The sequence below is a fragment of the Pantoea sp. ACRSB genome, from assembly GCF_022346905.1.
Lineage (GTDB): Bacteria > Pseudomonadota > Gammaproteobacteria > Enterobacterales > Enterobacteriaceae > Pantoea > Pantoea piersonii.
Genome location: NZ_JAKRNL010000003.1, coordinates 54,636 through 76,834, shown reverse-complemented (window position 1 = coordinate 76,834; position 22,199 = coordinate 54,636). Strand labels below are relative to the sequence as shown.

Sequence of the window (22,199 nt, the reverse complement as noted above, 5' to 3'; positions counted from 1 at the left end):
ATCCTCTTTATTCCTGGTGTGACGGGAACAGCGTCAGGTAGACGTCACGGACGTCGCTGGCGCTGACGGCAGCGGGCACGTTCTTCATCAGACGTTGAACGTCGAGCGCGGCCTCCACTAAGTAGGGCAGGTGATCCGGGCCGATGCCAAGCTCTTCAAGGCTGGCTGGCAGCTTCAGGCGTTTAACCAGCGCGGTGAAATAGTCCACCAGCGCGTGCGATTTGGCCTCGTCATCCAGCGCCGGATTGGCATCGGGCAGCAGATCGTAGGCCTGCGCAAATTTGCTCACCGCGGCAGGACGCACAAAAGCCATGCAGGGCGCCAGCAGAATGGCGTTGGCAACGCCGTGTGGCAGGTGATATTTGCCACCCAGCGGATAGGACATGGCGTGCACCAGGTGCGTGCCCGCATGGGCGATCGCCGCGCCGCCGTAATAAGAGGCCCAGAGCATATCCAGGCGCGCGCGCAGGTTATGCGGCTCTGCAGCGGCGGTTTCGAGGCTGGCGAACAGCTTTTTCATACCAATCAGCGCGTAGTTGTCGCTTACCGGATTCGAAACCTTGGCGGTGAAGCATTCGATAAGATGACAAAGGGCGTCGATACCGGTTGAAGAGGCGATATGCGCCGGCATGCTGGTGGTCAGTTCCGGCACCAGCGCCACGAAATCGGGCAGCATCACCGGCGAGATAATACCGACTTTCGTTTCGCGCTCCGGGATCGCCAGAATCGCATTCGGCGTCGCTTCTGAACCGGTGCCTGCGGTGGTCGGGATTAACAGCGAGGTGGTGCGCGTGGTCGGCTTTTCGCCCGCCAGCAGCGCCTCCAGAGATGGCGCGTTAACCACGCACAGCACCGACAGCAGCTTGGCGACATCCAGCACGCTGCCGCCGCCGACGCCAATCACCAGATCCACCTCACGCATGGGCAGCGCCGCCAGAATCGCCGCGACATCGTGCTGGCTCGGTTCCGGCGGCACGCTGTTGATCACGCTCACGCTGGCAATATGCTGTTTCAGCTGGGCGATTAGCGCCTGCACAGCCGGAATGGTTTCAATGTTCTTGTCAGTGACCAGCAGCGCGCTGGCTTTTCCTTTCAGCAAATAGCTAATGTCGTTCAGCGCCTGATAGCCGCTAATTACTGTGCTGTTGATCGTCATTTCATACCCTTATTACTGCGAAGCCGGACTGAATGATTGGTTTTGCTCATTACAGTGCGATATCTGTCACTTACTGTGCCTCAATTTATAGGGCATATCGATTTCAATTAATTTGATCTTGCTCACATATAATCAATCGTGATTGAATATAATCATACAGAGCGGCATGCAGCCGAATCAGGAGAGAAGATGACGCAAAGGTCATGGAAAACGCCGGTGCTGGTTATCGCCGACGATTTCACCGGCGCTAACGACGCGGGCAGCGGCCTGGCGCAGGCGGGCGCACGCGTCCATGTGCTGTTCAGCAGCGAGACGCCGCTGGATGCCGCCGCCGCCGACGTCTGGGTGATCAGCACCGACAGTCGCGCCATCAGCGCACAGGATGCGGCGGCACGCACTGAGGCTGTAGTGCATCGACACCAGGCCTTTATTACGCAGGGCTGGCTGTTTAAAAAGATCGATTCCACGCTGCGCGGCAATGTCGGCGCTGAAGTGCGCGCCGCGCTGGCCGCCAGCGGTAAAAAACGGGCGCTGATTGTGCCCGCAGTGCCTCGGCTGGGACGCGTTACGCGCAACGGAGAGGTGCAGGTAAACGGCGTGCCGCTGACCGAGACCGAATACGCCAGCGATCCGAAAACGCCGGTGGTCAGCGCCCACGTATTAACGCAGCTGGGGATCGACGGCAGCGAGATCGATCTTGCCACGCTGCGCAGCGATCGCTTTGCTGCGCTGCTGGCCGAACAGCAGGGGGCTGTGGTGATCGATGCGGAGCAGGAGAGCGATATTGCGCGCATCCTGGCCGCCGCCGCGCAGCTTGATGAAACGCCGCTGCTGGTTGGCGCCGCCGGACTGAGCGACGCGCTTGGCGCGCAGCTTGCCGCACGCGCCGCCGCGCCGGTTCTGGCGGTAATCGGCTCGATGAGCGCCAGCGCGCAGCAGCAGATCGCCCGGCTGGCGGCACAGCGCGATATTGCGCTGGTGGATATCGATATCCGTCAGCTGTTTGCGCAACCTCGCTGGCCGGAAAGCCCGCAGTGGGTGGCGCAGGCGCTTGCCGCGCTGCGCGCGGGTCGGCATACGGTGATTCGGACCTGCCAGCGCGCCGATCAGCGCCACGAGATTGACGCGCTCTGTCAGCAGCATCAGCTAACGCGCCAGCAGCTTGGCGAGGCGATTTGCCACTTTTTAGGCGAGCTGACCCTGACGCTCTGCCGCACGCAGCGGCCCGCCGGGCTCTATCTTTCCGGCGGCGACGTGGCGATTGCGGTGGCGCAGGCGCTGGGCGCCAGCGGTTTTCAGATTCAGGGCATCGTGGCGGGCTGTGTGCCTCACGGCGTCCTGCTTAACAGTGAATTTACCCTGCCGGTGATGACCAAAGCGGGCGGTTTTGGCGACGAAAACACCCTGGTAGCAGCCATTCGTTTTATTGAGGAGATGTCGAGTGAGTAAAATTATTGCGGTGACCATGGGCGATCCGGCGGGCATCAGCCCGGAGATCATCATCAAAGCGCTGGCGGAAGGGGACCTTAACGGCGCGCCGGCGGTTGTGGTGGGATGCGCGGCAACGCTGCGTCGCATTCTTGCCCTGAATATTACGCCGCAGGTGGAGCTGCGCGTGCTGGATAGCGTAAAAGAGGCGCACTTCGCGCCGGGCATCGTTAACGTTATTGACGAGCCGCTGGCCGAGCCGGATGCGCTGAAGCCAGGCGTGGTGCAGAAGCAGGCGGGCGATCTTGCCTGGCGCTGCGTAAAGCGCGCCACCGAACTGGCGCTGGCGGGTGAGGTACAGGCTATCGCCACCGCGCCGCTGAATAAAGAGGCGCTGCACTCGGCAGGCCATCTCTATCCCGGCCATACCGAACTGCTGGCGCATCTCACCGACACCAAAGATTACGCGATGGTGCTCTATACCGATAAGCTGAAGGTCATTCACGTCACCACCCATATCGCACTGCGCAAGTTCCTCGACACGCTGAACCGTACGCGTATTGAAACGGTGATCGGCATGGCGGATACCTTTTTGCGCCGCGTCGGCTTTGAAAAGCCGCGCATCGCAGTAGCGGGCGTCAATCCGCATGCCGGAGAGAACGGCCTGTTCGGCGACGAGGAGATCACCACCGTCGCGCCTGCGGTGAAGGCGATGAAGGCGCAGGGCATTGAGGTTTTTGGTCCCTGTCCGCCCGATACGGTTTTCCTGCAGTGTCAGGAAGGACAGTATGACATCGTGGTGGCGATGTATCACGATCAGGGACATATCCCGTTGAAACTGCTTGGCTTTTATGACGGCGTTAATATCACGGCCGGTCTGCCGTTTATCCGCACTTCCGCGGACCACGGCACCGCTTTTGATATCGCATGGACAGGTAAAGCGAAGTCTGAGAGCATGGCGATCTCCATTAAACTCGCGATGCAGCTGGCATAGGGAAATATGAAGGGACAAAGTCGCCTTGACCAGATTATGGACTATCTGAAAAGCCATAATCTGGTGACTGTTGATCAGCTGGTGAGCGCTATCTCCGCCTCGCCAGCAACCATTCGACGTGATTTGATTAAGCTGGATAAAGAAGGGGTGATTAGCCGCAGCCACGGCGGCGTCACGCTGAACCGTTTTATTCCGGCACAGCCCACTACGTTGGAGAAGATGCAGCGTAACCTGGCGGAGAAGCAGGCAATTGCCCATCACGCCGCTACGTTTGTGCAGTCGGGCGATGCGGTGGTGCTGGACGCTGGCACCACCATGCTGGAGCTGGCGCGGCAGCTGACGCATTTGCCGCTGCGCGTCATCACGGCCGATCTGCATATCGCGCTGTTTCTCTCTGAATTCAAACAGATTGAAGTGACTATTATCGGCGGCCGTATCGACGACTCCAGCCAGTCATGCGTCGGTGAACACGGGCGTCGTCTGCTGCGCAGCATCAATCCCGACATCGCTTTCGTCAGCTGTAACTCCTGGAGCCTTGAGCGCGGCATTACTACGCCGACGGAAGAGAAGGCGGGGCTGAAGCGGGATCTGCTGGCGAATGCGCGACGCCGCATCCTGCTGGCGGACAGCAGCAAATATGGCTCCTGGTCGCTGTTCTGCGCCGCGGCGATAGACGATCTGACCGATGTGGTAACCGACAGCCGCTTAGACGACGACGTATGTCGCACCCTGCGCGAGCGCGGCATTGCGCTGGCGCTGACGGAGTAGAGATGGGCCAGAGAGCGCGCTGTTGCTCACAGCGCGCATACGACTAAAACGTCTTCAACCCCACAGCCGGAATATTGCGGCCGTAGTAAATCTCGCGCATCTCCTTCCACAGCAGGTCGGTAATACGCTTATGTTCCGCCGGGCTGAGATCTTCAGGACGGGTATTAAACAGATAGTGTTTCAGGTCGAACTCTTTCAGCAACATCTTGGTGTGAAAGATATTTTCCTGATAAACGTTTACGTCCACCATGTCATACATCGCCTTCATATCTTCCGACATAAAGTTCTGGATCGAGTTAATTTCATGGTCGATAAAGTGCTTCACGCCGTTCACATCGCGGGTAAAACCGCGCACGCGGTAGTCGACGGTGACAATATCGGATTCCAGCTGGTGGATCAGGTAGTTCAGCGCCTTCAGCGGGGAAATCACGCCGCAGGTTGAGACTTCAATATCGGCGCGGAAGGTGCAGAGTCCCCCTTCAGGGTGGCTTTCCGGGTAGGTGTGCACGCAGATATGGCTTTTATCCAGGTGCGCGACGACGGAGTTCGGCAGCGGGCCGGGATGTTCCGAGTTGTCGATATCTTTAGGATCGATCGGCTCTTCGCTCACCAGAATGGTGACGCTGGCGCCCTGCGGCTCATAGTCCTGGCGCGCGATATTCAGCACGTTCGCCCCGATGATCGCACAGGTTTCCGTCAGGATTTCGGTCAGACGGTTGGCGTTGTACTGCTCGTCGATATAGGCGATATAGCCATCGCGCTCGGCTTCAGTATTCGCATAACAAATATCGTAAATACAAAAACTCAGGCTTTTGGTCAGGTTGTTGAAGCCATGCAGTTTAAGCTTTTGCAATTTGGTTCACCTCCTTATACAGGCTGTTCAGTGGACAGGGCGTTAAGCAGATATTGCGGCAGCGCGAAACTACCAGCGTGGATAGCCGGATTGTAGTAGCGGCACGCCAGGCCAGCCGCAGCGAAACGCGCTTGAAGCGTGGCGACATCAAGCTGACGCAGCGCCGGATTATCGCTTGCCCAGGCGAAGGTCATGATCCCGCCGTAATAGGTGGGGATCGCCGCCTGGTAAAAACTGACGTCGGCGAAATAGTGGCTGAGTTTGCGATGGCTGTTGACCGCTTCCTCTTGCTGCAGAAAACAGACACCGTTCTGTGCCACGAAAATGCCGCCGGGATTCAGCGCGCTTTTGCAGCCAGCGTAAAATTCCGAGGTGAACAGACTCTCGCCCGGACCGACAGGATCGGTGCAGTCGGAAATGATCACGTCGAACTTTTCCTGGGTCTGGTTAACGAAATTTACGCCGTCGTCGATCACCAGGTTGAGACGCGGATCGTTATAAGCGCCCTGGCTATGTTCAGGCAGATATTGCTGGCAGAAGGTCACCACGCCGGCGTCAATCTCGACCATGGTAATGCTTTCCAGCTGGGCGTGACGCGACACCTCGCGCAGCATCGCGCCGTCGCCGCCGCCGATAATCAGCACGCGCTTCGCCGCGCCGTGTGCCAGCAGCGGCACATGCGTCATCATTTCGTGATAGATGAATTCGTCGCGCTCGGTGGTCTGCACCACGCCGTCCAGCGCCATTACGCGGCCCATCTGCGCGTTTTCGAAGATAATTAAGTCCTGATGCGCGGTCTTTTCCCGGTAAAGCGTTTTGTCGACCGTGAAATATTGTCCGAAACCGGCATGAAGGGTTTCATACCACATCTCTTTTTGCGCCATGGTGGGCTCCTCTCTGATGACTTCGCCATGAAAAGAGCGGCACATGATAACCAGGAGTGACCGTGCATGCACGGTCAAATGATCGGCAGAAGGCGGGCTGCGGCTTATTTAACGTAGGCGAGCAGGCTAAGAGAGTCGCGCGCCAGCGACTTGCACTTCTTGTCGTTGGTGATGGCGATGCCGCTCAGATCTTTATAGCTCGCTTCGCCAAGCGCTTTCATATTGTAAGTGGCGTAATTGCTTAAATCCCAGCGGTTCTGCTGGGCGAAAAACACCAGAGCCTTGCGGATTTGCGCATCAGGGAGATCCTGATAGCCGCAATCGTTTTTCAGATAAACAAATACGGCGGTAAGATCGGCCAGATCTTCTGCTTCGGATTCGCTCAGGGCAAAACTGGTGGAGGAGAAGCCAAAGAGTCCTGCCAGTAACAGGATCCTGATGCTTTTCTTCATAGTGGTTCTCATTCATTAATCATCATGTGACGATAGCACAGTGACTGGCAGGATTCCGATTATTTTGCCGCGGAAAGCCCGCCCCAGCACTTTTTTCAGGCGTTTCCGCTATCAAGACTTGACCCTCCCGCAGGGGAAGGGTTTAGGCTGTGGTTCCCTTATCACACGGATGAATAAGCTATGCATCGTCGCCATTTTCTTAAACTGACCGCAGCGCTGAGCGCAGCCGGGGCGCTGCCGATCTGGAGCCGCTCCCTGATGGCGGCCAGTCGCCCGCTGCTGCCGGTTCCTTCAAGACTGGAACCCGATCCGCGCGGCCAGATCCAGATCACCGCCATGACCGGCACCAGCCAGTGGCAGGGCAAGAATGTGGCGACATGGGGCTACAACGGCAGCTTGCTGGGGCCGGCCATTGTGCTGCGGCGCGGCAAAACGGCGACGGTTAATATCAATAACCAGCTACCGGAAGCGACGACGCTGCACTGGCACGGGCTGGCGATCCCCGGCGACGTCGACGGCGGGCCGATGGCGCGTATCGAACCCGGCGCGACGCGGCAGGTCAGCTTTACGCCCGATCAGCCCGCCGCGACCTGCTGGTTCCATCCACATCTGCATGGCAAAACCGGCCATCAGGTGGCGCAAGGCCTGGCAGGGTTGATCCTGCTGCAGGACGATGAGACCGACAAGCTACGGCTGCCGACGCAGTGGGGCTCGGACGATGTGCCGCTGATCTTCCAGGACAAGCGGCTCACTCAGGACGGCAGCCGCATCGACTACCAGCTCGATATCATGAGCGCCGCGGTCGGCTGGTTCGGCGATATGATGCTGACTAACGGCGTACAGTATCCGCAGCAGGCGGTGCCGCGCGGCTGGTTGCGCCTGCGCCTGCTAAACGGCTGCAATGCGCGCTCTCTGCATATCGCCGCCAGCGATAACCGTCCGCTCTATGTTATCGGCAGCGACGGCGGACTGCTGGCGGAGCCGGTGAAAGTAGCGTCGCTGCCGCTGCTGCCGGGCGAACGTTTCGAGGTGATGGTCGATACTTCCGACGGCAAAAGCTTCGATATCGTGACGCTGCCGGTAGAGCAGATGGGCATGACGCTGGCGCCGTTCGATCAGCCGCTACCGCTGGTGCAGATCCTGCCGCTGCGCGTGATGGCGAGCGCCACGCTGCCCGACACGCTGGTGCAGCTGCCGCCGGTTCCCTCCGCAGAAGGCGCTAACGCGCGCTGGCTGCAGCTGATGATGGATCCGCAGCTCGATCAGCAGGGCATGGCGGCGCTGATGCAGCGCTACGGCGATAAAGCGATGGGCAATATGGGCGGGCATCACGCCATGTCATCGGAGAACGGCAGCCACGACAAGATGGCGATGGGCGATCATGATATGTCGGCGATGGGCGGTCATGATATGTCGATGCCCGAGTCGCATAGCGCTAAAGCGGGCTACGACTTCCATAACGGCAATAAGATCAACGGCCAGGCCTTTAATATGACGAAGCCGATGTTCAACGTTACGCCCGGCCAGCTGGAGAAGTGGACCATCTCCGGCGAAGGGGACAAGATGCTGCATCCCTTCCATATTCACGGCACGCAGTTCCGCATTCTTTCAGAAAACGGCAAGCCGCCTGCGCCGCACCGCCAGGGCTGGAAGGATATGGTCAATGTCAACGGCTGGCGCAGCGAAGTGCTGGTGCGCTTTGACCACCGCGCCGCCGCCGAACACGCCTATATGGCGCACTGTCATCTGCTGGAGCATGAGGATACCGGCATGATGCTGGGCTTCACCGTCGGCTAATCAGGCTTTCTCCAGCGCCAGCCGGATATCTTCCACCAGATCGCCGGCGTTCTCGATGCCAATCGAGAGGCGAATGGTGGCGTCGCTGATGCCGATACGCTGCCTGACCGCCTCCGGCACGCCAGAGTGAGTGGTGCTGCCGGGATGGCTGGCAAGCGACTCGGTGCCGCCGAGACTCACCGCCTGCTTAAACAGCGCCAGCGCGTTAAGAAAGCGGAACGCAGCGGGCTGCCCGCCGACAATATCAAACGAGAAGGTCGAACCAGCGCCGCTGCACTGCTGGCGGAAGGTGCGGCCTTCGGCGCTGTTCTCATCGAGATAGGGCAGCCACTGTAGCTTCGCCACCTTTTCATGGCTGCGTAAAAAGGCCGCTACCGCTTCGGCGTTCTGCCAGGCTTTCTCCATGCGCAGCGACAGCGTCTCCAGCGAACGGCCGATCATCCAGCTGGAGTGCGGATCGAGCTGGGTACCAATGGCGCTGCGCAGCGCGCGTATTTGGGTAATCAGCGCCTTGCTGCCCATTGCCGCCCCGGCGATCAGATCGGAGTGGCCGCCGACATATTTGGTCAGCGAATAGAGCGACAGATCGGCACCAAAATTCAGCGGGCGCTGAAACAGCGGCCCGAGCAGCGTATTGTCGCAGGCGACAACCGGACGCGATCCCTGCTGCTGGCCGATCTCATCGGCGATACGCGCAATCAGCGCAATATCGACCAGGCTGTTGGTGGGGTTGGCAGGCGTCTCAATCAGGATCAGCGCTACGCGTCCCAGGCTCAGCGCCTGCTGCGCAGCTGCGCGCACTTTTTCTTCATCAGTGCCGTCGCTGAAGCCCACCGGCTCAATATTGAGGTTATGCAGGGTTTTGCTCAGCAGCGTCTCGGTGCCGCCGTAAAGCGGCTGCGAGTGGAGGATTACGTCACCGGGACGCGCAAAGGTCAGCAGGGTAGTGGAGATGGCCGACATGCCGGATGAGAACAGGGCGCAGCTCTCCGCCTCTTCATATATCGCCAGACGATCTTCAACGATTTCACTGTTGGGATGATTAAAGCGCGAATAGACCAGACCGCTGCTTTTGCCTGCCGGCGGCTCGCGCCGTCCCGCCACGTAATCAAAGAAATCGCGTCCCTCTTCGGCGCTGTTAAAGACAAAAGTCGACGTCAGGAATACCGGCGGTTTGACCGCGCCTTCCGACAGACGCGGATCGTAGCCGTAGTTGAGCATCTGGGTTTCCGGATGCAGCTTGCGCTCGCCGATATGGGTTTTTTTACTGGAGTGGTCAGACATGGGATCTCCTGCTCAGCGCAGAGGTAAGATAACGATATGTTGACCACAGGCTATCATGTAGCGATTTGTTCTGTTAAAGGCCGGAAAGTTCTAAGTTTATAGCTTCCGCTCATCAGGAAGCCGCCAGCGGTGCGGCGCTGCATCTCGCCGCGTCTGACAAGCTGTGATACTCTCCTGCGAATCGCTACCCGCTCAGGTCTGAGCGGGTTCTCTCTGTTCATCCGCTGCTGAGGATGGACGATCCCTTTAAAATCAACGAGAAGTACAGGTTTTGAAACATACTGTTGAAGTGATGATTTCCGAAGAGGCGATCGCAACGCGCATTGCCGAACTGGGTAAAGAGATTTCCGAGCGCTATCGCGACAGCGGCAGCGAGATGGTGCTGGTCGGGCTGCTGCGCGGCTCCTTTATGTTTATGGCCGATCTCTGCCGCGCCGTCGAGGTGCCCCATGAAGTCGATTTTATGACCGCCTCCAGCTACGGCAGCGGCATGTCCAGCTCGCGTGACGTGAAAATTCTGAAGGATCTCGATGAAGATATTCGCGGCAAAGATGTGCTGATTGTGGAAGATATCATCGACTCCGGCAACACGCTGAGCAAGGTGCGCGAGATCCTGCGTCTGCGCGAGCCGAAATCCCTCGCCATCTGCACGCTGCTGGATAAGCCCGAGCGTCGTGAAGTCGACGTGAAGGTAGAATATGTCGGCTTCGCCATTCCTGACGAGTTCGTGGTCGGCTTCGGCATCGACTACGCCCAGCGTTATCGTCATCTGCCCTATATCGGTAAAGTGGTACCGCTCGAATCCTGAGCCTGACCGCACAATCTTCCAAGGCTGACTGCGTCGGCCTGGTGTAGGCTGTGCTCCGGTTCAGGAGTTCAGCCTTCACCTCCGCAAAAAAGTGTCCATCCAGGAAGATTTTACGCTCAGGGTGGCTCATCATAAGTAGCAACGTTGCGGCGACATCGCGTCAGCCAGCGACTCGCTATGTCCATCGCGACACACCGACATTAAAACAGGATATGGATTCGGAATGACTTATGCACTGGAACTTTCCCGGCTGACCAAGACCTATTCCGGCGGCGTACAGGCGCTGAAAGGCATAGATCTTAACGTCGAAGCCGGCGATTTTTATGCGCTGCTGGGGCCAAACGGCGCAGGTAAATCCACCACTATCGGCATTATCAGTTCGCTGGTAAACAAATCAGGCGGCAGCGTGCGCGTGTTCGGTTACGACCTTGAGAAAGATGTCGTCAACGCCAAACGCCAGCTCGGCCTGGTGCCGCAGGAGTTTAACTTCAACCCCTTTGAGACCGTGATGCAGATTGTGGTCAACCAGGCAGGCTATTACGGCGTTGAGCGCCGCGAGGCGCAGCAGCGCGCGGAGAAGTATCTGACCCAGCTCGATCTCTGGGGTAAACGCAACGAGCGTGCGCGGATGCTCTCCGGCGGGATGAAGCGTCGTCTGATGATCGCTCGCGCGCTGATGCACGAGCCGAAACTGCTGATCCTCGACGAACCGACGGCGGGTGTGGATATTGAGCTTCGTCGCTCTATGTGGACCTTCCTCAAGGAACTGAATGAAAAGGGCACCACTATTATTCTGACGACGCACTATCTTGAAGAAGCGGAAATGCTGTGTCGTAACATCGGCATTATCCAGAGCGGCGAGCTGGTAGAGAACACCTCAATGAAGGGGCTGCTGGCCAAGTTGCAGTCGGAAACCTTTATTCTCGATCTCGCGCCGGGCAGCGCGCCGCCGACGCTGGAAGGGTTTCAGTATCGCCTGGTGGATGCCTCGACGCTGGAAGTCGAAGTGATGCGCGAGCAGGGCCTGAACAGCGTTTTCGGCCAGCTCAGCGCGCAGGGCGTGCAGGTACTGAGCATGCGTAATAAAGCGAACCGTCTGGAAGAGCTGTTTGTCAGCCTGGTGCAGGGCAAAGGAGTGAAAGCATGACACATTTGTACTGGGTGGCGCTGAAGAGTATCTGGGCCAAGGAGATCAACCGTTTCGCCCGCATCTGGATCCAGACGCTGGTGCCGCCGGTGATCACCATGACGCTCTATTTTATTATTTTCGGCAACCTGATCGGTTCGCGCATCGGTGATATGCATGGCTTCAGCTATATGCAGTTTATCGTGCCGGGTCTGATTATGATGGCGGTGATCACCAACGCCTACGCTAACGTCGCCTCGTCGTTCTTCAGCGCCAAGTTTCAGCGCAATATTGAAGAGCTGCTGGTGGCACCGGTGCCGACGCATATTATCATCGCCGGTTATGTCGGCGGCGGCGTGGCGCGCGGTCTCTGCGTTGGGGTGCTGGTCACGGCGATTTCGCTCTTCTTCGTGCCGTTCCACGTCCACTCCTGGCCAATGGTGGCGCTGACGCTGCTGCTGACGGCGATTCTTTTTTCGCTGGCTGGTCTGCTGAATGCGGTGTTTGCGCGTACCTTTGACGATATCAGCCTGATCCCGACTTTCGTGCTGACGCCGCTGACCTATCTGGGCGGGGTGTTCTATTCGCTGACGCTGCTGCCGCCCTTCTGGCAGGCGGTATCGAAGCTCAACCCTGTGGTCTATATGATCAGCGGTTTCCGCTTCGGCTTCCTCGGCATTAATGATGTGCCGCTGGTGTTTACCCTGTCGGTGCTGATCGCCTTTATCCTGGTGTTTTATATTCTGGTCTACAGGCTGATCCAGCGCGGACGCGGCCTGCGCACCTGATAAGCAAAGAAGCAGCCAGATGGCTGCTTCCGTTTAGCGCTGAGAGAGGGTGCGGGTAACAGGGTCGATCGCAAAGTCGCTCAAGGCATCTTTGCTCGCTCGGCCCCTGTTACCCAGGCTTCAGCATTGAGCCGTCTGGAATAGCGGGTTATGTCGCCCGCGCAGGCGCCATCCCCCAACGCGCTCTCCGCTACGCGCGTTAACCTCAGGCAACCTGCACCGGCAGCGCTTTCGCCAGACGCTTCATCTCATTATCGCCTTCGAAATAGGCGACTTTCGGCTGCCACTGGCGCGCTTCCGCATCCTCAACCTGCACGTAAGAACAGATAATCAGGATATCGCCTTCGCAGGCGCAGCGCGCTGCCGCGCCGTTCACCGAAATAATTTTCGAACCGCGTTCGGCGGCGATAGCGTAGGTGGAAAAACGCTGCCCGTTGGTGACGTTATAGATATCAATGGCTTCATATTGCAGGATGCCAGACGCGTCGAGGAAATCCTGATCGATGGCGCAGGAACCTTCATAGTGCAAATCCGCCTGGGTCACTTTCACGCGGTGCAGCTTGCCCTGTAAAACGGTACGAATCATAACCGAAACACCTTATTGTTCTGCCTGAAAACGACCTCGCTTACTGCGTAAGGTCGACCTGTTGATTATCAATAAGACGCGCTTTGCCCAGCCATGCCGCCATCAGGATCACCGCGCGTCGGCTCTCTACCGTCAGCGGCTCCAGCGTGTCGGCGTCGCAAATCGCAAGCCCGTCCGGGCGCAACCCTTTCTCGCTGAGTTCCGCTTCGGCGGCCTCGATAATCTCTTCGATATGGCGTTCGCCATTGGCGAGGCGCGCCGCCATGCCGTTCATCACCTGCGCCAGCGCAGGCGCGAGCTGACGCTCGTCGTCGCTGAGATAGCCGTTGCGCGAGCTGAGCGCCAGGCCGTCTTTGGCGCGCACCGTTGGCACGCCGACAATCTCAATGTCAAAGCCCATATCCGCGACCATCTTGCGGATAATCGCCAGCTGCTGAAAATCCTTCTCGCCGAAACAGGCGATATCGGGCTGCACCAGATTAAACAGCTTGCTGACGATAGTGGCGACGCCGCGAAAATGGCCGGGACGGCTTGCGCCTTCCAGCAGCGACGAGAGGCCGGGCACCTCGACGAAGGTCTGATTCTCCAGCCCGTGAGGGTAAACTTCCGCGGGCGCAGGCGCGAACACCACATCGACGCTGCGGCGGTTAAGCTTCTCGCAGTCCTCCTGCAGCGTACGCGGATAGCGCGCCAGATCGTCGGCGCGATCGAACTGCATCGGGTTGACGAAAATCGAGACCACCACGATATCGCCGCGCTCGCGCGCTTCATCGACCAGCGTCAGATGACCGTCATGCAGATTGCCCATGGTCGGCACCAGCGCGATGCGTTTTCCTTCCTGCCGCCAGCGGCGAATTTCACGACGCAACATCGGCAGCGTTTCAATGATCAACACGGTAAGGCTCCTGAATTACTGGAAACTGTGTTCAGCCGCAGGATAGGTTCCCGCTTCGACTTCGGCGATATAGTGACGGATAGCGGCGCGCATGTCGCCCGCCTCGGCGAGAAAGTTTTTCGCAAATTTCGGGATATGGCCGCCGGTAATGCCGAAGGCATCATGCATCACCAGAATCTGGCCGTCAGTGACGTTGCCCGCGCCGATGCCGATGACCGGGATGGTCAGCGCCTGGGTAATGCGCTGCGCCAGCGAGACCGGCACGCACTCCAGCACCATCAGCTGCGCGCCTGCGGCTTCCAGCGCCAGCGCGTCGGCCAGCAGCCGTTCGGCGGCCGCCTCGTCGCGGCCCTGCACCTTATAGCCGCCGAAGATATTCACCGACTGCGGCGTCAGGCCGAGATGGCCGCACACCGGAACCGCGCGTTCGGTCAGCATACGCACCGTCTCCGCCAGCCATTCGCCGCCCTCCAGCTTCACCATATTGGCGCCGGCGCGCATCAGCTGCGCCGCGCTGTCAAAGGTTTGCTGCGGCGTGGCGTAACTCATAAAGGGCAGATCGGCCATGACCAGCGCCTGCGGCGCACCGCGGCGTACGGCGGCGGTGTGGTAGGCGATATCGGCGACGGTCACCGGCAGCGTGGAGTCATGGCCCTGAACGGTCATGCCGAGCGAATCGCCGATCAGCATCACCTGAATGCCCTCATCGGCGAACAGGCGGGCAAAGCTGAAATCGTAGGCGGTCAGGGTGGCGAACTTACGTCCGCTCGCTTTCCACTGACGCAGATGAGAAATAGTGGTGGGTTTCATTGCGCTCTCAACTCAGGTATTTCAGATGGGCGCAGTGTACTGGATAGCGGGGGAGAGCGGAATCTCCCGAGATCAATCTGTGCGGCGGTCAGGCGTGCCAGAAGCGAATGGCGCTGGCGTCGAGCCCGGTCAGCAGGTCGCGCAGCGGGCGTCCGTCCGGCAGCGCCGCGTCGGGCGCAATCTCCAGCAGCGGCACCAGCATAAAGGCGCGGTTGTGCATATCATAGTGCGGCACGATCAGGCGCGGCGTATGCAGGCGCTGCTGGCCGAAGAGCAGAATATCGATATCGAGGGTGCGCGGCCCCCAGCGTTCCGATTTGCGCACGCGGCCGTGTTCAAGCTCGATACGCTGGGTATGATCCAGCAGAGCTTCCGGCGCGAGAGCGGTCTCCAGCGCAACCGCCGCGTTCAGGTAATCCGGCTGATCCGGCGGACCGTAAGGCGGCGTGCGGTAGAGAGAAGAGGTGGCGACGCGCGTGGTATCGGGCAGCGCATCCAGCGCGCGCAGCGCCGCGTCGACCTGATGCAGGGGATCGGCAAGATTGCTGCCGAGCGCCAGGTAGACGCAGGTCACGAGGCGTTCTGACTGTCGCGGCGCGGCGCAGTGGGACGACGGCGCGGACGACGCGTTTTGCGGCGCGGCGCCGGATCGTCGCCCAGCGTATTGAGCATGGTTTTCTGCTGCGTCGGCGCGGCGGCCTGGAACTCGCCCCACCAGTGGCTCAGGCGGATCAGTTCCGGGTTGTTCTCGACTTCGGCGCGCAGCGCCAGCAGATCGTAGGCGGCGCGGAACTTCGGATGCTCCATCAGCTTCCAGGCGCGTTTGCCGTGGCGGCGCGACATGCGCAGCTGCAGCTGCCAGATATCCCGGATCAGCGTTGTAATGCGTTTCGGGATCGCCAGCGCGCGGCAGGCTTCATCCAGCGTATCGTTCATCGCCATCGCAAAGGCGTCGAAATAGGTCAGGCCGCTCTCCTGAGCGATGCGCTGCGCCGCTTCGAGCTGCGGATACCAGAACATCGCCGCAAACAGGAAGGCGGGATTGACGCGCATATCGTTATGGATGCGGTTGTCGGTGTTTTTAAGCACCTGCGCCACCATACGCTCCATATAACTGTCACCTTCGTCAGTGAAGTTACGCGTAATGGTCGGGAACAGCGGCTGGAACAGCTGGAATTCACGCAGCTTGACATAGGTGCTGTAGCCGTAGCCCGCCTGCAGCAGCTTCAGCGACTCTTCGAACAGACGCGCCGGCGGAATATCGCGCAGCAGCGTGGCGAGACGCGGGATCGGCTCGGCGGTTTCCGCCGCAATCGACATATCCAGTTTGGCGGCGAAGCGCACCACGCGCAGCATACGCACCGGATCTTCGCGGTAGCGCGTCTCTGGATCGCCAATCAGGCGAATAATGCCCTGCTGCAGATCCTGCAGGCCGCCTACGTAGTCGCGCACCGTAAAATCGGCAACGTTGTAATAGAGGCTGTTGATCGTCAGGTCGCGACGTTGCGCATCGTCTTCGATGCTGCCGAAGATATTGTCGCGCAGCAGCATGCCGCTCTGGGCGCGCTGCGACAGATTGCGATCCTCTTCAACATCCTCTTCGGCCTGATGATGGCCGCGGAAGGTCGCGACTTCAATCACTTCGGGACCGAACATAACGTGCGCCAGACGGAAGCGACGCCCAACCAGACGACAGTTGCGGAACAGCTTGCGCATCTGCTCTGGCGTGGCGTTGGTGGTGATGTCAAAGTCCTTGGGCTTTTTACCCAGCAGCAGGTCGCGAACGCCACCGCCCACCAGATAGGCTTCATAGCCCGCTTTATTCAGGCGGTAGAGCACCTTCAGGGCATTTTCGCTAATGTCTTTGCGCGAGATGTTATGGCTCTCACGAGGGATAATGGTCATCTGATGACGCTCAGTTTCAACCTCGACGGGCGCCTCCTCATCACGCATGAGGACTTTCCGGCAAAAATTAGCAACTCGGGTAAAAATGGGACACCTCGACAGCGACGTAAAGTGGTGTAAATAAAATCAGCGGCTAATCATAGCCTGTTGCGATTCATTTAGGAATGGTGTTGTCGGCTCAGCCGGTTTCAGGGCGTTCTCATGGGGTATCAAAGCGATATTCCACTGTGAGACTGCGCTTTCCAGCAGTTTCTCCTGCGTTTCATCGCGCCATTCCGCCGCCACAGGCTGTCCCAGAAAGCGAAGCGCCTGCACCAGCAGCGGTCGCGGGTCGCCTGCGGGCAGCGAAGGCGCATGATTCTGCTTCGACAGTTTATTGCCGTCGGGATTGATCGCCAGCGGCAAATGCAGCCAGTCAGGCGTCGGCCAGCCGAACTGCTGATAAAGCGCTATCTGCCGCACCGTGGGCTCAATTAAATCCGCGCCGCGCACGATCTCCGTTACGCCCTGAAAATGGTCATCGACCACCACGGCAAGGTTGTAGGCGAACAGGCCGTCTCGCCGATGAATAATAAAATCTTCCTGGGCCAGACGCGCATCGACGTTCACGATGCCGCGCAGCCGATCGTCAAAGCTGAAAACCGGCGCGTGCTGACGTAAACGCAGCGCGGCGTTTTCCGGCCCCAGATGGCGATCGCGGCAGTGGCCGTCGTAAAATCCGCCGATCTGCTGGATGCGGCGACGCGTACAGGTGCAGTAATAGCTCTGACGATGCGTCTGCAGCCAGGCCAGCGCCTCGCGATAGGCCTCATGGCGCTGCGACTGCCACAGCACCTCGCCGTCCCAGTGCAGGCCGTAATGCTCCAGCTGATGCAGAATGCGCGTGGCAGCGCCTGCGACTTCGCGCGGCGGATCGATATCTTCGATGCGTACCAGCCAGCGGCCTTTTTGCGCGCGCGCGCTGAGATAGCTGCCAAGCGCGGCAATCAGCGAGCCGAAATGAAGATCGCCAGAAGGAGAGGGAGCGAAACGCCCGATACAGGGAAGCGTGGACATAGGCATTAAAAGTCACCGCACAGCGGAACAACAGCGTGCTCTTCCGCAGTGCGGTGATAGAGGCATGGCATTAGCCAGCCATCTGTTTCTCGCGGATTTCAGCCAGCGTCTTGCAGTCGATGCAAAGATCGGCGGTCGGACGCGCTTCCAGACGGCGGATGCCGATCTCCACGCCGCAGGACTCGCAGTAGCCGAAGTCGTCATCTTCGACTTTCTTCAGCGTCTTCTCGATCTTTTTGATCAGCTTACGCTCGCGGTCGCGGTTACGCAGTTCAAGGCTGAATTCCTCTTCCTGCGCGGCACGGTCAACCGGATCCGGGAAGTTCGCCGCTTCGTCCTGCATATGCGAGACGGTACGGTCAACTTCATCACGCAGCTGATTGCGCCAGGCTTCCAGAATCTTGCGAAAATGTTGCAGCTGGGCTTCATTCATATACTCTTCGCCCGGCTTCTCCTGGTATGGCTCCACCCCAGCGATGGCGAGAATACTCAGGGACGATGTTTTACGGTTTTGCCCTTCTTGCATGTTGTTTCTCCTGGATAACACGCACTATACCTTTTGTGGTTCAGCGCCAGCGATTAGGCGTCAGGCGGTTGAGTGTAGTCATTACGCTACATTTTGCCTGGCGGGTTTCGCCGCGTTGCCGCAAACGGGTACATCGATCCCCCTACGGGGAAAAACAGGCCGCTATAAATAACAGAAGCAGTCAAGGTTGGCAATTATTCATGATCGCACCTTGACAAGCCTGTGAGGAACAGCGTATTTGGCGCCTCGCGTTAAACATTCATAACACAACAATTTGCAAAAGATATTACAAGCTTACGGCAACCGGTTTTTTCAGAAACACGCCTGCCGGTGATAAATCTGCGCGATACGCCAAAATCTCTACGCCATCCTGCTGCGCCTGGACCAGTTGGTCTGCGTAACGTGCGTCAATGTAACGCGCGGGGGAGACGTCCTCAATCCCCGAGTGCAGAACCGCAAACAACAAAACAGCCCGATGGCCGGCAGCCGCGACGGCGCTTAGCTCGCGCAGATGCTTCTGGCCTCGAACCGTCACCGCATCCGGAAAATAGCCTTTTCCTTGATGTAAAAGGGTCACGGACTTGACTTCAATATAGCAGTTGCGTCTGCCGCCTGCCTGAAGCAGGAAGTCGATTCGGCTCTTTTCCGCGCCATATTTGACTTCAGCCTGGCAGGCGTCGTAGCCGGACAAGGGCGCAATGACGTCTGCCGCCAGCGCCTCCTTCACCAGCTGGTTGGCGCGCAGCGTGTTAACGCAGATCCAGTGGCCCTGCTGCGTTTCGGTCAGCTCCCAGCTGTGCGGGTATTTGCGCGTCAGGCTGTCGGAGGTGGAGTACCACACTCTGTCGCCTGGCGTGGCGCAGCCGGTCATCGCGCCGGTATTGGCGCAGTGAATGGTCAGGGTTTCCCCTTCCGGCGTCAGCACGTCGGCAAGAAAACGCTTATAGCGGGCGATCAGTCGGGCGGCCTTTAACGGCGGTGAAAACAGCATAGCGCTCCAGAATCAGGTCAGCGGCCAGCTCGCCAGCGCCTGGTAGCGCGTGCGGCCCCGCGCGTACTGCGACGAAAACAGCGAAAAATGGTCGACGCGAAAGCGCCAGTGAAAGCCGCGCGGCGGCAGCGCAATGCGCGATGCCGCGTCGCGCAGCAGCGTAACGTGCGGATGAAAAGGCTGGGCGCTCTGCGCGCAGCCGTGGCGCGCCGCCTGGGCCCGCAGCAGATCGGCGAGCTGCAGCAGACCGCGCGGCGGCCGCTGACAGCCTAGCCACACCACGCGGGGACGCGGCCAGTGGCCGGCGTCGTCCAGGTCGAGATCGAAGGCGGGCTGCTGAATGCGCGCGGCCAGCTGTTGCAGCTTTTGCGCGGTCTCGCTTTTCACCTCGCCGAGAAAGGCGAGCGTCAGGTGCAGGTTGGCCGCAACAACAGGGCGGCCGGCGTCGTCGGCGAAGTTATCGGCGCGCCAGCGCACCAGCTGCTGCTGCAGCGCGTCAGGCAGCCCGATGCCAAAAAACAGGCGTTGCGTCTCCATGGCGGTCTCCGGCAATCCTCGCGGATGAATGCTACAATGCGCGCCATCTTAACACAGGCTGAACGGGAGTTTGCCGTGAGTGATTTACCGGTCAGCGCCGTGCTGCCCGACCTGCTGCAGGCGCTCGAAACGGCGCCGCAAATTCTGCTGGCGGCCCCAACCGGCGCGGGCAAGTCGACCTGGCTGCCGCTGCAACTGCTGCAGCGGGCAAATCTGTCGGGCCGCATTATTATGCTGGAGCCGCGTCGGCTGGCGGCGCGCAACGTGGCGCAGCGTCTGGCGGAGCAGCTTGGCGAGCAGCCCGGCGAAACCGTCGGCTACCGTATGCGCGGCGAAAACTGCGTCGGCCCGGCCACCCGGCTGGAAGTGGTGACGGAGGGCATTCTGACGCGCATGCTGCAGCGCGATCCCGAACTCAGCGGCGTGTCGCTGGTGATCCTCGATGAGTTCCACGAGCGCAGCCTGCAGGCGGATCTGGCGCTGGCGCTGCTGCTCGACGTACAGCAAGGGCTGCGCGACGATCTGAAAATCCTGCTGATGTCGGCGACGCTGGATAACGCGCGCCTCTCGGCGCTGCTGCCCGACGCGCCGCTGATTGTCTCCGAAGGACGCAGTTTCCCGGTTACGCGCCGTTTTGCCTCGCTCAGCGCAACGCTGCGCTTTGAAGAGGCGGTGGCGCGCGAAACGGCGCAGCTGCTGCGCGAAGAGACCGGCTCGCTGCTCCTGTTTCTGCCCGGCGTGGCGGAGATTGAGCGGGTTAAACGCGAGCTGGAACCGCGCGTGGCGGAGGATGTCGACCTCACGCCGCTCTATGGCGCACTGCCGCTGGCGGCGCAGCGCCGCGCAATTCTGCCCGCGCCGCCCGGCCGCCGCAAAGTGGTACTCGCCACCAATATCGCTGAAACCAGTCTTACTATCGAAGGCATCCGTCTGGTGGTGGATAGCGCGCTGGAGCGCACGGCGCAGTTTGACGCGCGCAGCGGCGTGACGCGGCTGCTGACCCAGCGTATCAGCCAGGCGTCGATGACGCAGCGCGCCGGCCGCGCCGGTCGTCTGATGCCCGGCATCTGCCTGCATCTGATCGCCGAAGAGCAGGCGTCGCGAGCCGCCGCGCAGAGCGAGCCGGAGATCGCGCACAGTGACCTCGCCGCGCTCTGGATGGAGCTGTTGCAGTGGGGCTGCAACCAGCCGGATCAGCTGACCTGGCTCGACCTGCCGCCAGAAAAACATCTGCGCGCGGCGCGGCAGCTGCTTGCCCGCCTTGGCGCGCTGGATGAGAACGGCAAGCTGAGCGCGCAGGGGCGACGCATGGCGCAGCTCGGCGGCGAGCCGCGTCTGAGCGCGATGCTGTGCGCCGCCGGGCAGGATCCCGATGCGGCCGCCAGCGCCGCGCTGCTGGTGGCGGTGCTTGAGGATCCGCCGCGCAGCGGCACGCCCGATCTGCGTGAAGCGCTGCACCGTCCGCAGCCGCAATGGCAGCGGCGCGCAAAGCAGTGGCAGTCGCGGCTCGGTGTCAGCGGCGGCCGCGTCGATGAAGATCGCTTTCCTGCGCTGCTGGCGGCGGGCTTCGGCGACCGGCTGGCGCGACGCCGCGATAACGGCGGCCGCTATCAGCTTGCCAACGGCCTGGGGGCGATGCTCGATTCGCAAGAGGGGCTGAACCGCTACGAATGGCTGATCGCCCCCGCTTTGCTGCAGGGCAGCGCGACGCCGGACGCACGCATGCTGCTGGCGCTGCCGGTCGATATCGACGCGCTGCGCCAGGCGCGCCCGGAGCTGGTGGAGGTGCGTACCGAAGTCGAGTGGGACGAAGAGAAAGGCACGCTGCGCGCGCTGCGCCGCGAACAGGCTGGTGTGCTGGTGTTAAAGGCGCAGCCGATGGCGCGTCCGCAGCCTGAGGTGCTGCACGCGGCGATGCTGCGCTGGGTGGCGCAAAAGGGTCTGGCGGTGCTGGGCTGGAGCGAGGCAGCGGAACAGCTACGCGTGCGGCTGCAGTGCGCGGCGCAGTGGCTGCCGGAGGAGACGTGGCCCGCCGTAGATGATGAAACGCTGCTGGCGACGCTTGATGTGTGGCTGCTGCCGGAGATGGGTGCGGTGCGCGATCTGAAATCGTTGCAGGCGGTTAACCTTGTCAGCGCGCTATTACATTTGCTCACATGGTCACAACGTCAGCGGCTGGATAGTGCGCTGCCAACTCATTACACTGTGCCGACCGGAAGCCGACTGCCCATTCGCTACCATGCTGACAAACCGCCCGCGCTGGCGGTGCGCATTCAGGAGATGTTCGGCGAGGCGAGCAATCCCGCCGTGGCGGAGGGGCGCGTGCCGCTGGTGCTGGAGCTGTTATCGCCCGCGCAGCGTCCGTTGCAGATTACCCGCGACCTGGCCGCCTTCTGGCGCGGGGCGTACCCGGAGGTGCAAAAAGAGATGAAAGGGCGCTATCCCCGACATCCCTGGCCCGACGATCCGGCCAGCGCCTTGCCCACAAGGCGCACCAAAAAATATTCCCCGCAAGGTTGAGCCAGCTGGATCGATTTCAGAGGGTTCCGCCATGC

Annotated in this window: 22 protein-coding genes; 8 read left to right on the top strand and 14 right to left on the bottom strand. The window is 60.2% G+C overall.

Features of this window, described 5'->3' with window-relative positions; all coding sequences use genetic code 11:
* Positions 1-7: 7 nt before the first annotated feature.
* Positions 8-1,156, bottom strand: coding sequence for an iron-containing alcohol dehydrogenase (locus tag MHZ89_RS11255; protein ID WP_311783066.1), 1,149 nt, complete (start codon positions 1,154-1,156; stop codon positions 8-10).
* A gap of 189 nt (positions 1,157-1,345) precedes the next feature.
* Here MHZ89_RS11255 and dtnK point away from each other — a divergent pair, with 189 nt between their 5' ends.
* Genes dtnK through MHZ89_RS11240 form a run of 3 tightly spaced genes read left to right on the top strand, consistent with a single transcriptional unit; the run spans position 1,346 to position 4,346 of the window.
* Positions 1,346-2,605 carry a D-threonate kinase gene (gene dtnK / locus MHZ89_RS11250; protein WP_311783065.1) on the top strand — a complete coding sequence of 420 codons (1,260 nt, stop codon included), beginning with the start codon at positions 1,346-1,348 and terminating at the stop codon, positions 2,603-2,605.
* The gene (locus MHZ89_RS11245) at positions 2,598-3,578 is read left to right on the top strand and encodes a D-threonate 4-phosphate dehydrogenase (RefSeq protein ID WP_311783064.1); all 981 of its coding nucleotides are present in this window, start codon (positions 2,598-2,600) and stop codon (positions 3,576-3,578) included. Before dtnK ends, MHZ89_RS11245 begins: the two co-directional genes overlap by 8 nt.
* A gap of 6 nt (positions 3,579-3,584) precedes the next feature.
* Positions 3,585-4,346, top strand: a complete 762-nt coding sequence (locus MHZ89_RS11240; RefSeq protein WP_120455779.1) for a DeoR/GlpR family DNA-binding transcription regulator — start codon at positions 3,585-3,587, stop codon at positions 4,344-4,346.
* Positions 4,347-4,389: 43 nt separating this feature from the next.
* On the opposite strand, the gene speD is transcribed toward MHZ89_RS11240, so the two are convergent.
* The 3 genes from speD to MHZ89_RS11225 all read right to left on the bottom strand — a co-directional run bounded on the left by speD (position 4,390) and on the right by MHZ89_RS11225 (position 6,535).
* The gene (gene speD, locus MHZ89_RS11235; RefSeq protein ID WP_126688998.1) at positions 4,390-5,199 is read right to left on the bottom strand and encodes an adenosylmethionine decarboxylase; all 810 of its coding nucleotides are present in this window, start codon (positions 5,197-5,199) and stop codon (positions 4,390-4,392) included.
* Between the two features lie 14 nt (positions 5,200-5,213).
* Positions 5,214-6,083, bottom strand: a complete 870-nt coding sequence (speE, locus tag MHZ89_RS11230; protein ID WP_311783063.1) for a polyamine aminopropyltransferase — start codon at positions 6,081-6,083, stop codon at positions 5,214-5,216.
* Positions 6,084-6,187: 104 nt separating this feature from the next.
* The gene (locus MHZ89_RS11225; RefSeq protein ID WP_081138496.1) at positions 6,188-6,535 is read right to left on the bottom strand and encodes a YacC family pilotin-like protein; all 348 of its coding nucleotides are present in this window, start codon (positions 6,533-6,535) and stop codon (positions 6,188-6,190) included.
* 180 nt (positions 6,536-6,715) lie between these two features.
* Here MHZ89_RS11225 and cueO point away from each other — a divergent pair, with 180 nt between their 5' ends.
* Positions 6,716-8,332, top strand: coding sequence for a multicopper oxidase CueO (cueO, locus tag MHZ89_RS11220; RefSeq protein WP_311783062.1), 1,617 nt, complete (start codon positions 6,716-6,718; stop codon positions 8,330-8,332).
* On the opposite strand, the gene MHZ89_RS11215 is transcribed toward cueO, so the two are convergent.
* The gene (locus tag MHZ89_RS11215) at positions 8,333-9,616 is read right to left on the bottom strand and encodes a cystathionine gamma-synthase family protein (RefSeq protein WP_311783061.1); all 1,284 of its coding nucleotides are present in this window, start codon (positions 9,614-9,616) and stop codon (positions 8,333-8,335) included.
* Between the two features lie 271 nt (positions 9,617-9,887).
* Here MHZ89_RS11215 and hpt point away from each other — a divergent pair, with 271 nt between their 5' ends.
* From hpt to MHZ89_RS11200, 3 genes are all read left to right on the top strand, one after another.
* The gene (hpt, locus tag MHZ89_RS11210; protein ID WP_120455789.1) at positions 9,888-10,424 is read left to right on the top strand and encodes a hypoxanthine phosphoribosyltransferase; all 537 of its coding nucleotides are present in this window, start codon (positions 9,888-9,890) and stop codon (positions 10,422-10,424) included.
* A gap of 223 nt (positions 10,425-10,647) precedes the next feature.
* Positions 10,648-11,571: an ABC transporter ATP-binding protein gene (locus tag MHZ89_RS11205; protein ID WP_311783060.1), complete on the top strand. Its 924-nt coding sequence runs from the start codon at positions 10,648-10,650 to the stop codon at positions 11,569-11,571.
* Complete coding sequence (locus MHZ89_RS11200) at positions 11,568-12,338, top strand: ABC transporter permease (protein WP_311783059.1); 771 nt, start codon at positions 11,568-11,570, stop codon at positions 12,336-12,338. The genes MHZ89_RS11205 and MHZ89_RS11200 overlap by 4 nt, the downstream gene beginning before the upstream one ends.
* 205 nt (positions 12,339-12,543) lie before the next feature.
* Here the strand turns inward: MHZ89_RS11200 and panD are convergent, their stop codons facing one another.
* The 9 genes from panD to thpR all read right to left on the bottom strand — a co-directional run bounded on the left by panD (position 12,544) and on the right by thpR (position 19,644).
* Positions 12,544-12,924, bottom strand: coding sequence for an aspartate 1-decarboxylase (gene panD, locus MHZ89_RS11195; protein ID WP_033793535.1), 381 nt, complete (start codon positions 12,922-12,924; stop codon positions 12,544-12,546).
* Positions 12,925-12,964: 40 nt separating this feature from the next.
* Positions 12,965-13,819: a pantoate--beta-alanine ligase gene (gene panC / locus MHZ89_RS11190; protein ID WP_311783058.1), complete on the bottom strand. Its 855-nt coding sequence runs from the start codon at positions 13,817-13,819 to the stop codon at positions 12,965-12,967.
* Between the two features lie 15 nt (positions 13,820-13,834).
* Entirely contained in the window at positions 13,835-14,629 is a 795-nt protein-coding gene (gene panB / locus MHZ89_RS11185) for a 3-methyl-2-oxobutanoate hydroxymethyltransferase (RefSeq protein ID WP_126688994.1), read from the bottom strand.
* A gap of 88 nt (positions 14,630-14,717) precedes the next feature.
* Positions 14,718-15,203 carry a 2-amino-4-hydroxy-6-hydroxymethyldihydropteridine diphosphokinase gene (gene folK, locus MHZ89_RS11180; RefSeq protein ID WP_311783057.1) on the bottom strand — a complete coding sequence of 162 codons (486 nt, stop codon included), beginning with the start codon at positions 15,201-15,203 and terminating at the stop codon, positions 14,718-14,720.
* On the bottom strand, positions 15,200-16,621 hold the full coding sequence (pcnB, locus tag MHZ89_RS11175) for a polynucleotide adenylyltransferase PcnB (protein ID WP_205685230.1): 1,422 nt from the start codon (positions 16,619-16,621) through the stop codon (positions 15,200-15,202). The genes folK and pcnB overlap by 4 nt, the downstream gene beginning before the upstream one ends.
* A 39-nt stretch (positions 16,622-16,660) precedes the next feature.
* Entirely contained in the window at positions 16,661-17,590 is a 930-nt protein-coding gene (gene gluQRS / locus MHZ89_RS11170) for a tRNA glutamyl-Q(34) synthetase GluQRS (protein WP_120455912.1), read from the bottom strand.
* Positions 17,591-17,660: 70 nt separating this feature from the next.
* On the bottom strand, positions 17,661-18,116 hold the full coding sequence (dksA, locus tag MHZ89_RS11165) for an RNA polymerase-binding protein DksA (protein WP_033749555.1): 456 nt from the start codon (positions 18,114-18,116) through the stop codon (positions 17,661-17,663).
* A 286-nt stretch (positions 18,117-18,402) separates the two neighbouring features.
* Positions 18,403-19,107 carry a DNA/RNA nuclease SfsA gene (sfsA, locus tag MHZ89_RS11160; RefSeq protein WP_311783056.1) on the bottom strand — a complete coding sequence of 235 codons (705 nt, stop codon included), beginning with the start codon at positions 19,105-19,107 and terminating at the stop codon, positions 18,403-18,405.
* A 12-nt stretch (positions 19,108-19,119) separates the two neighbouring features.
* Positions 19,120-19,644 carry an RNA 2',3'-cyclic phosphodiesterase gene (gene thpR / locus MHZ89_RS11155; protein WP_120455805.1) on the bottom strand — a complete coding sequence of 175 codons (525 nt, stop codon included), beginning with the start codon at positions 19,642-19,644 and terminating at the stop codon, positions 19,120-19,122.
* Between the two features lie 36 nt (positions 19,645-19,680).
* Between thpR and hrpB the strand changes: the two genes are divergently transcribed.
* A complete protein-coding gene (gene hrpB / locus MHZ89_RS11150; protein WP_311783055.1) occupies positions 19,681-22,164 on the top strand; it encodes an ATP-dependent helicase HrpB in 2,484 nt (827 codons plus the stop codon).
* The last annotated feature ends 35 nt before the right edge of the window (positions 22,165-22,199 follow it).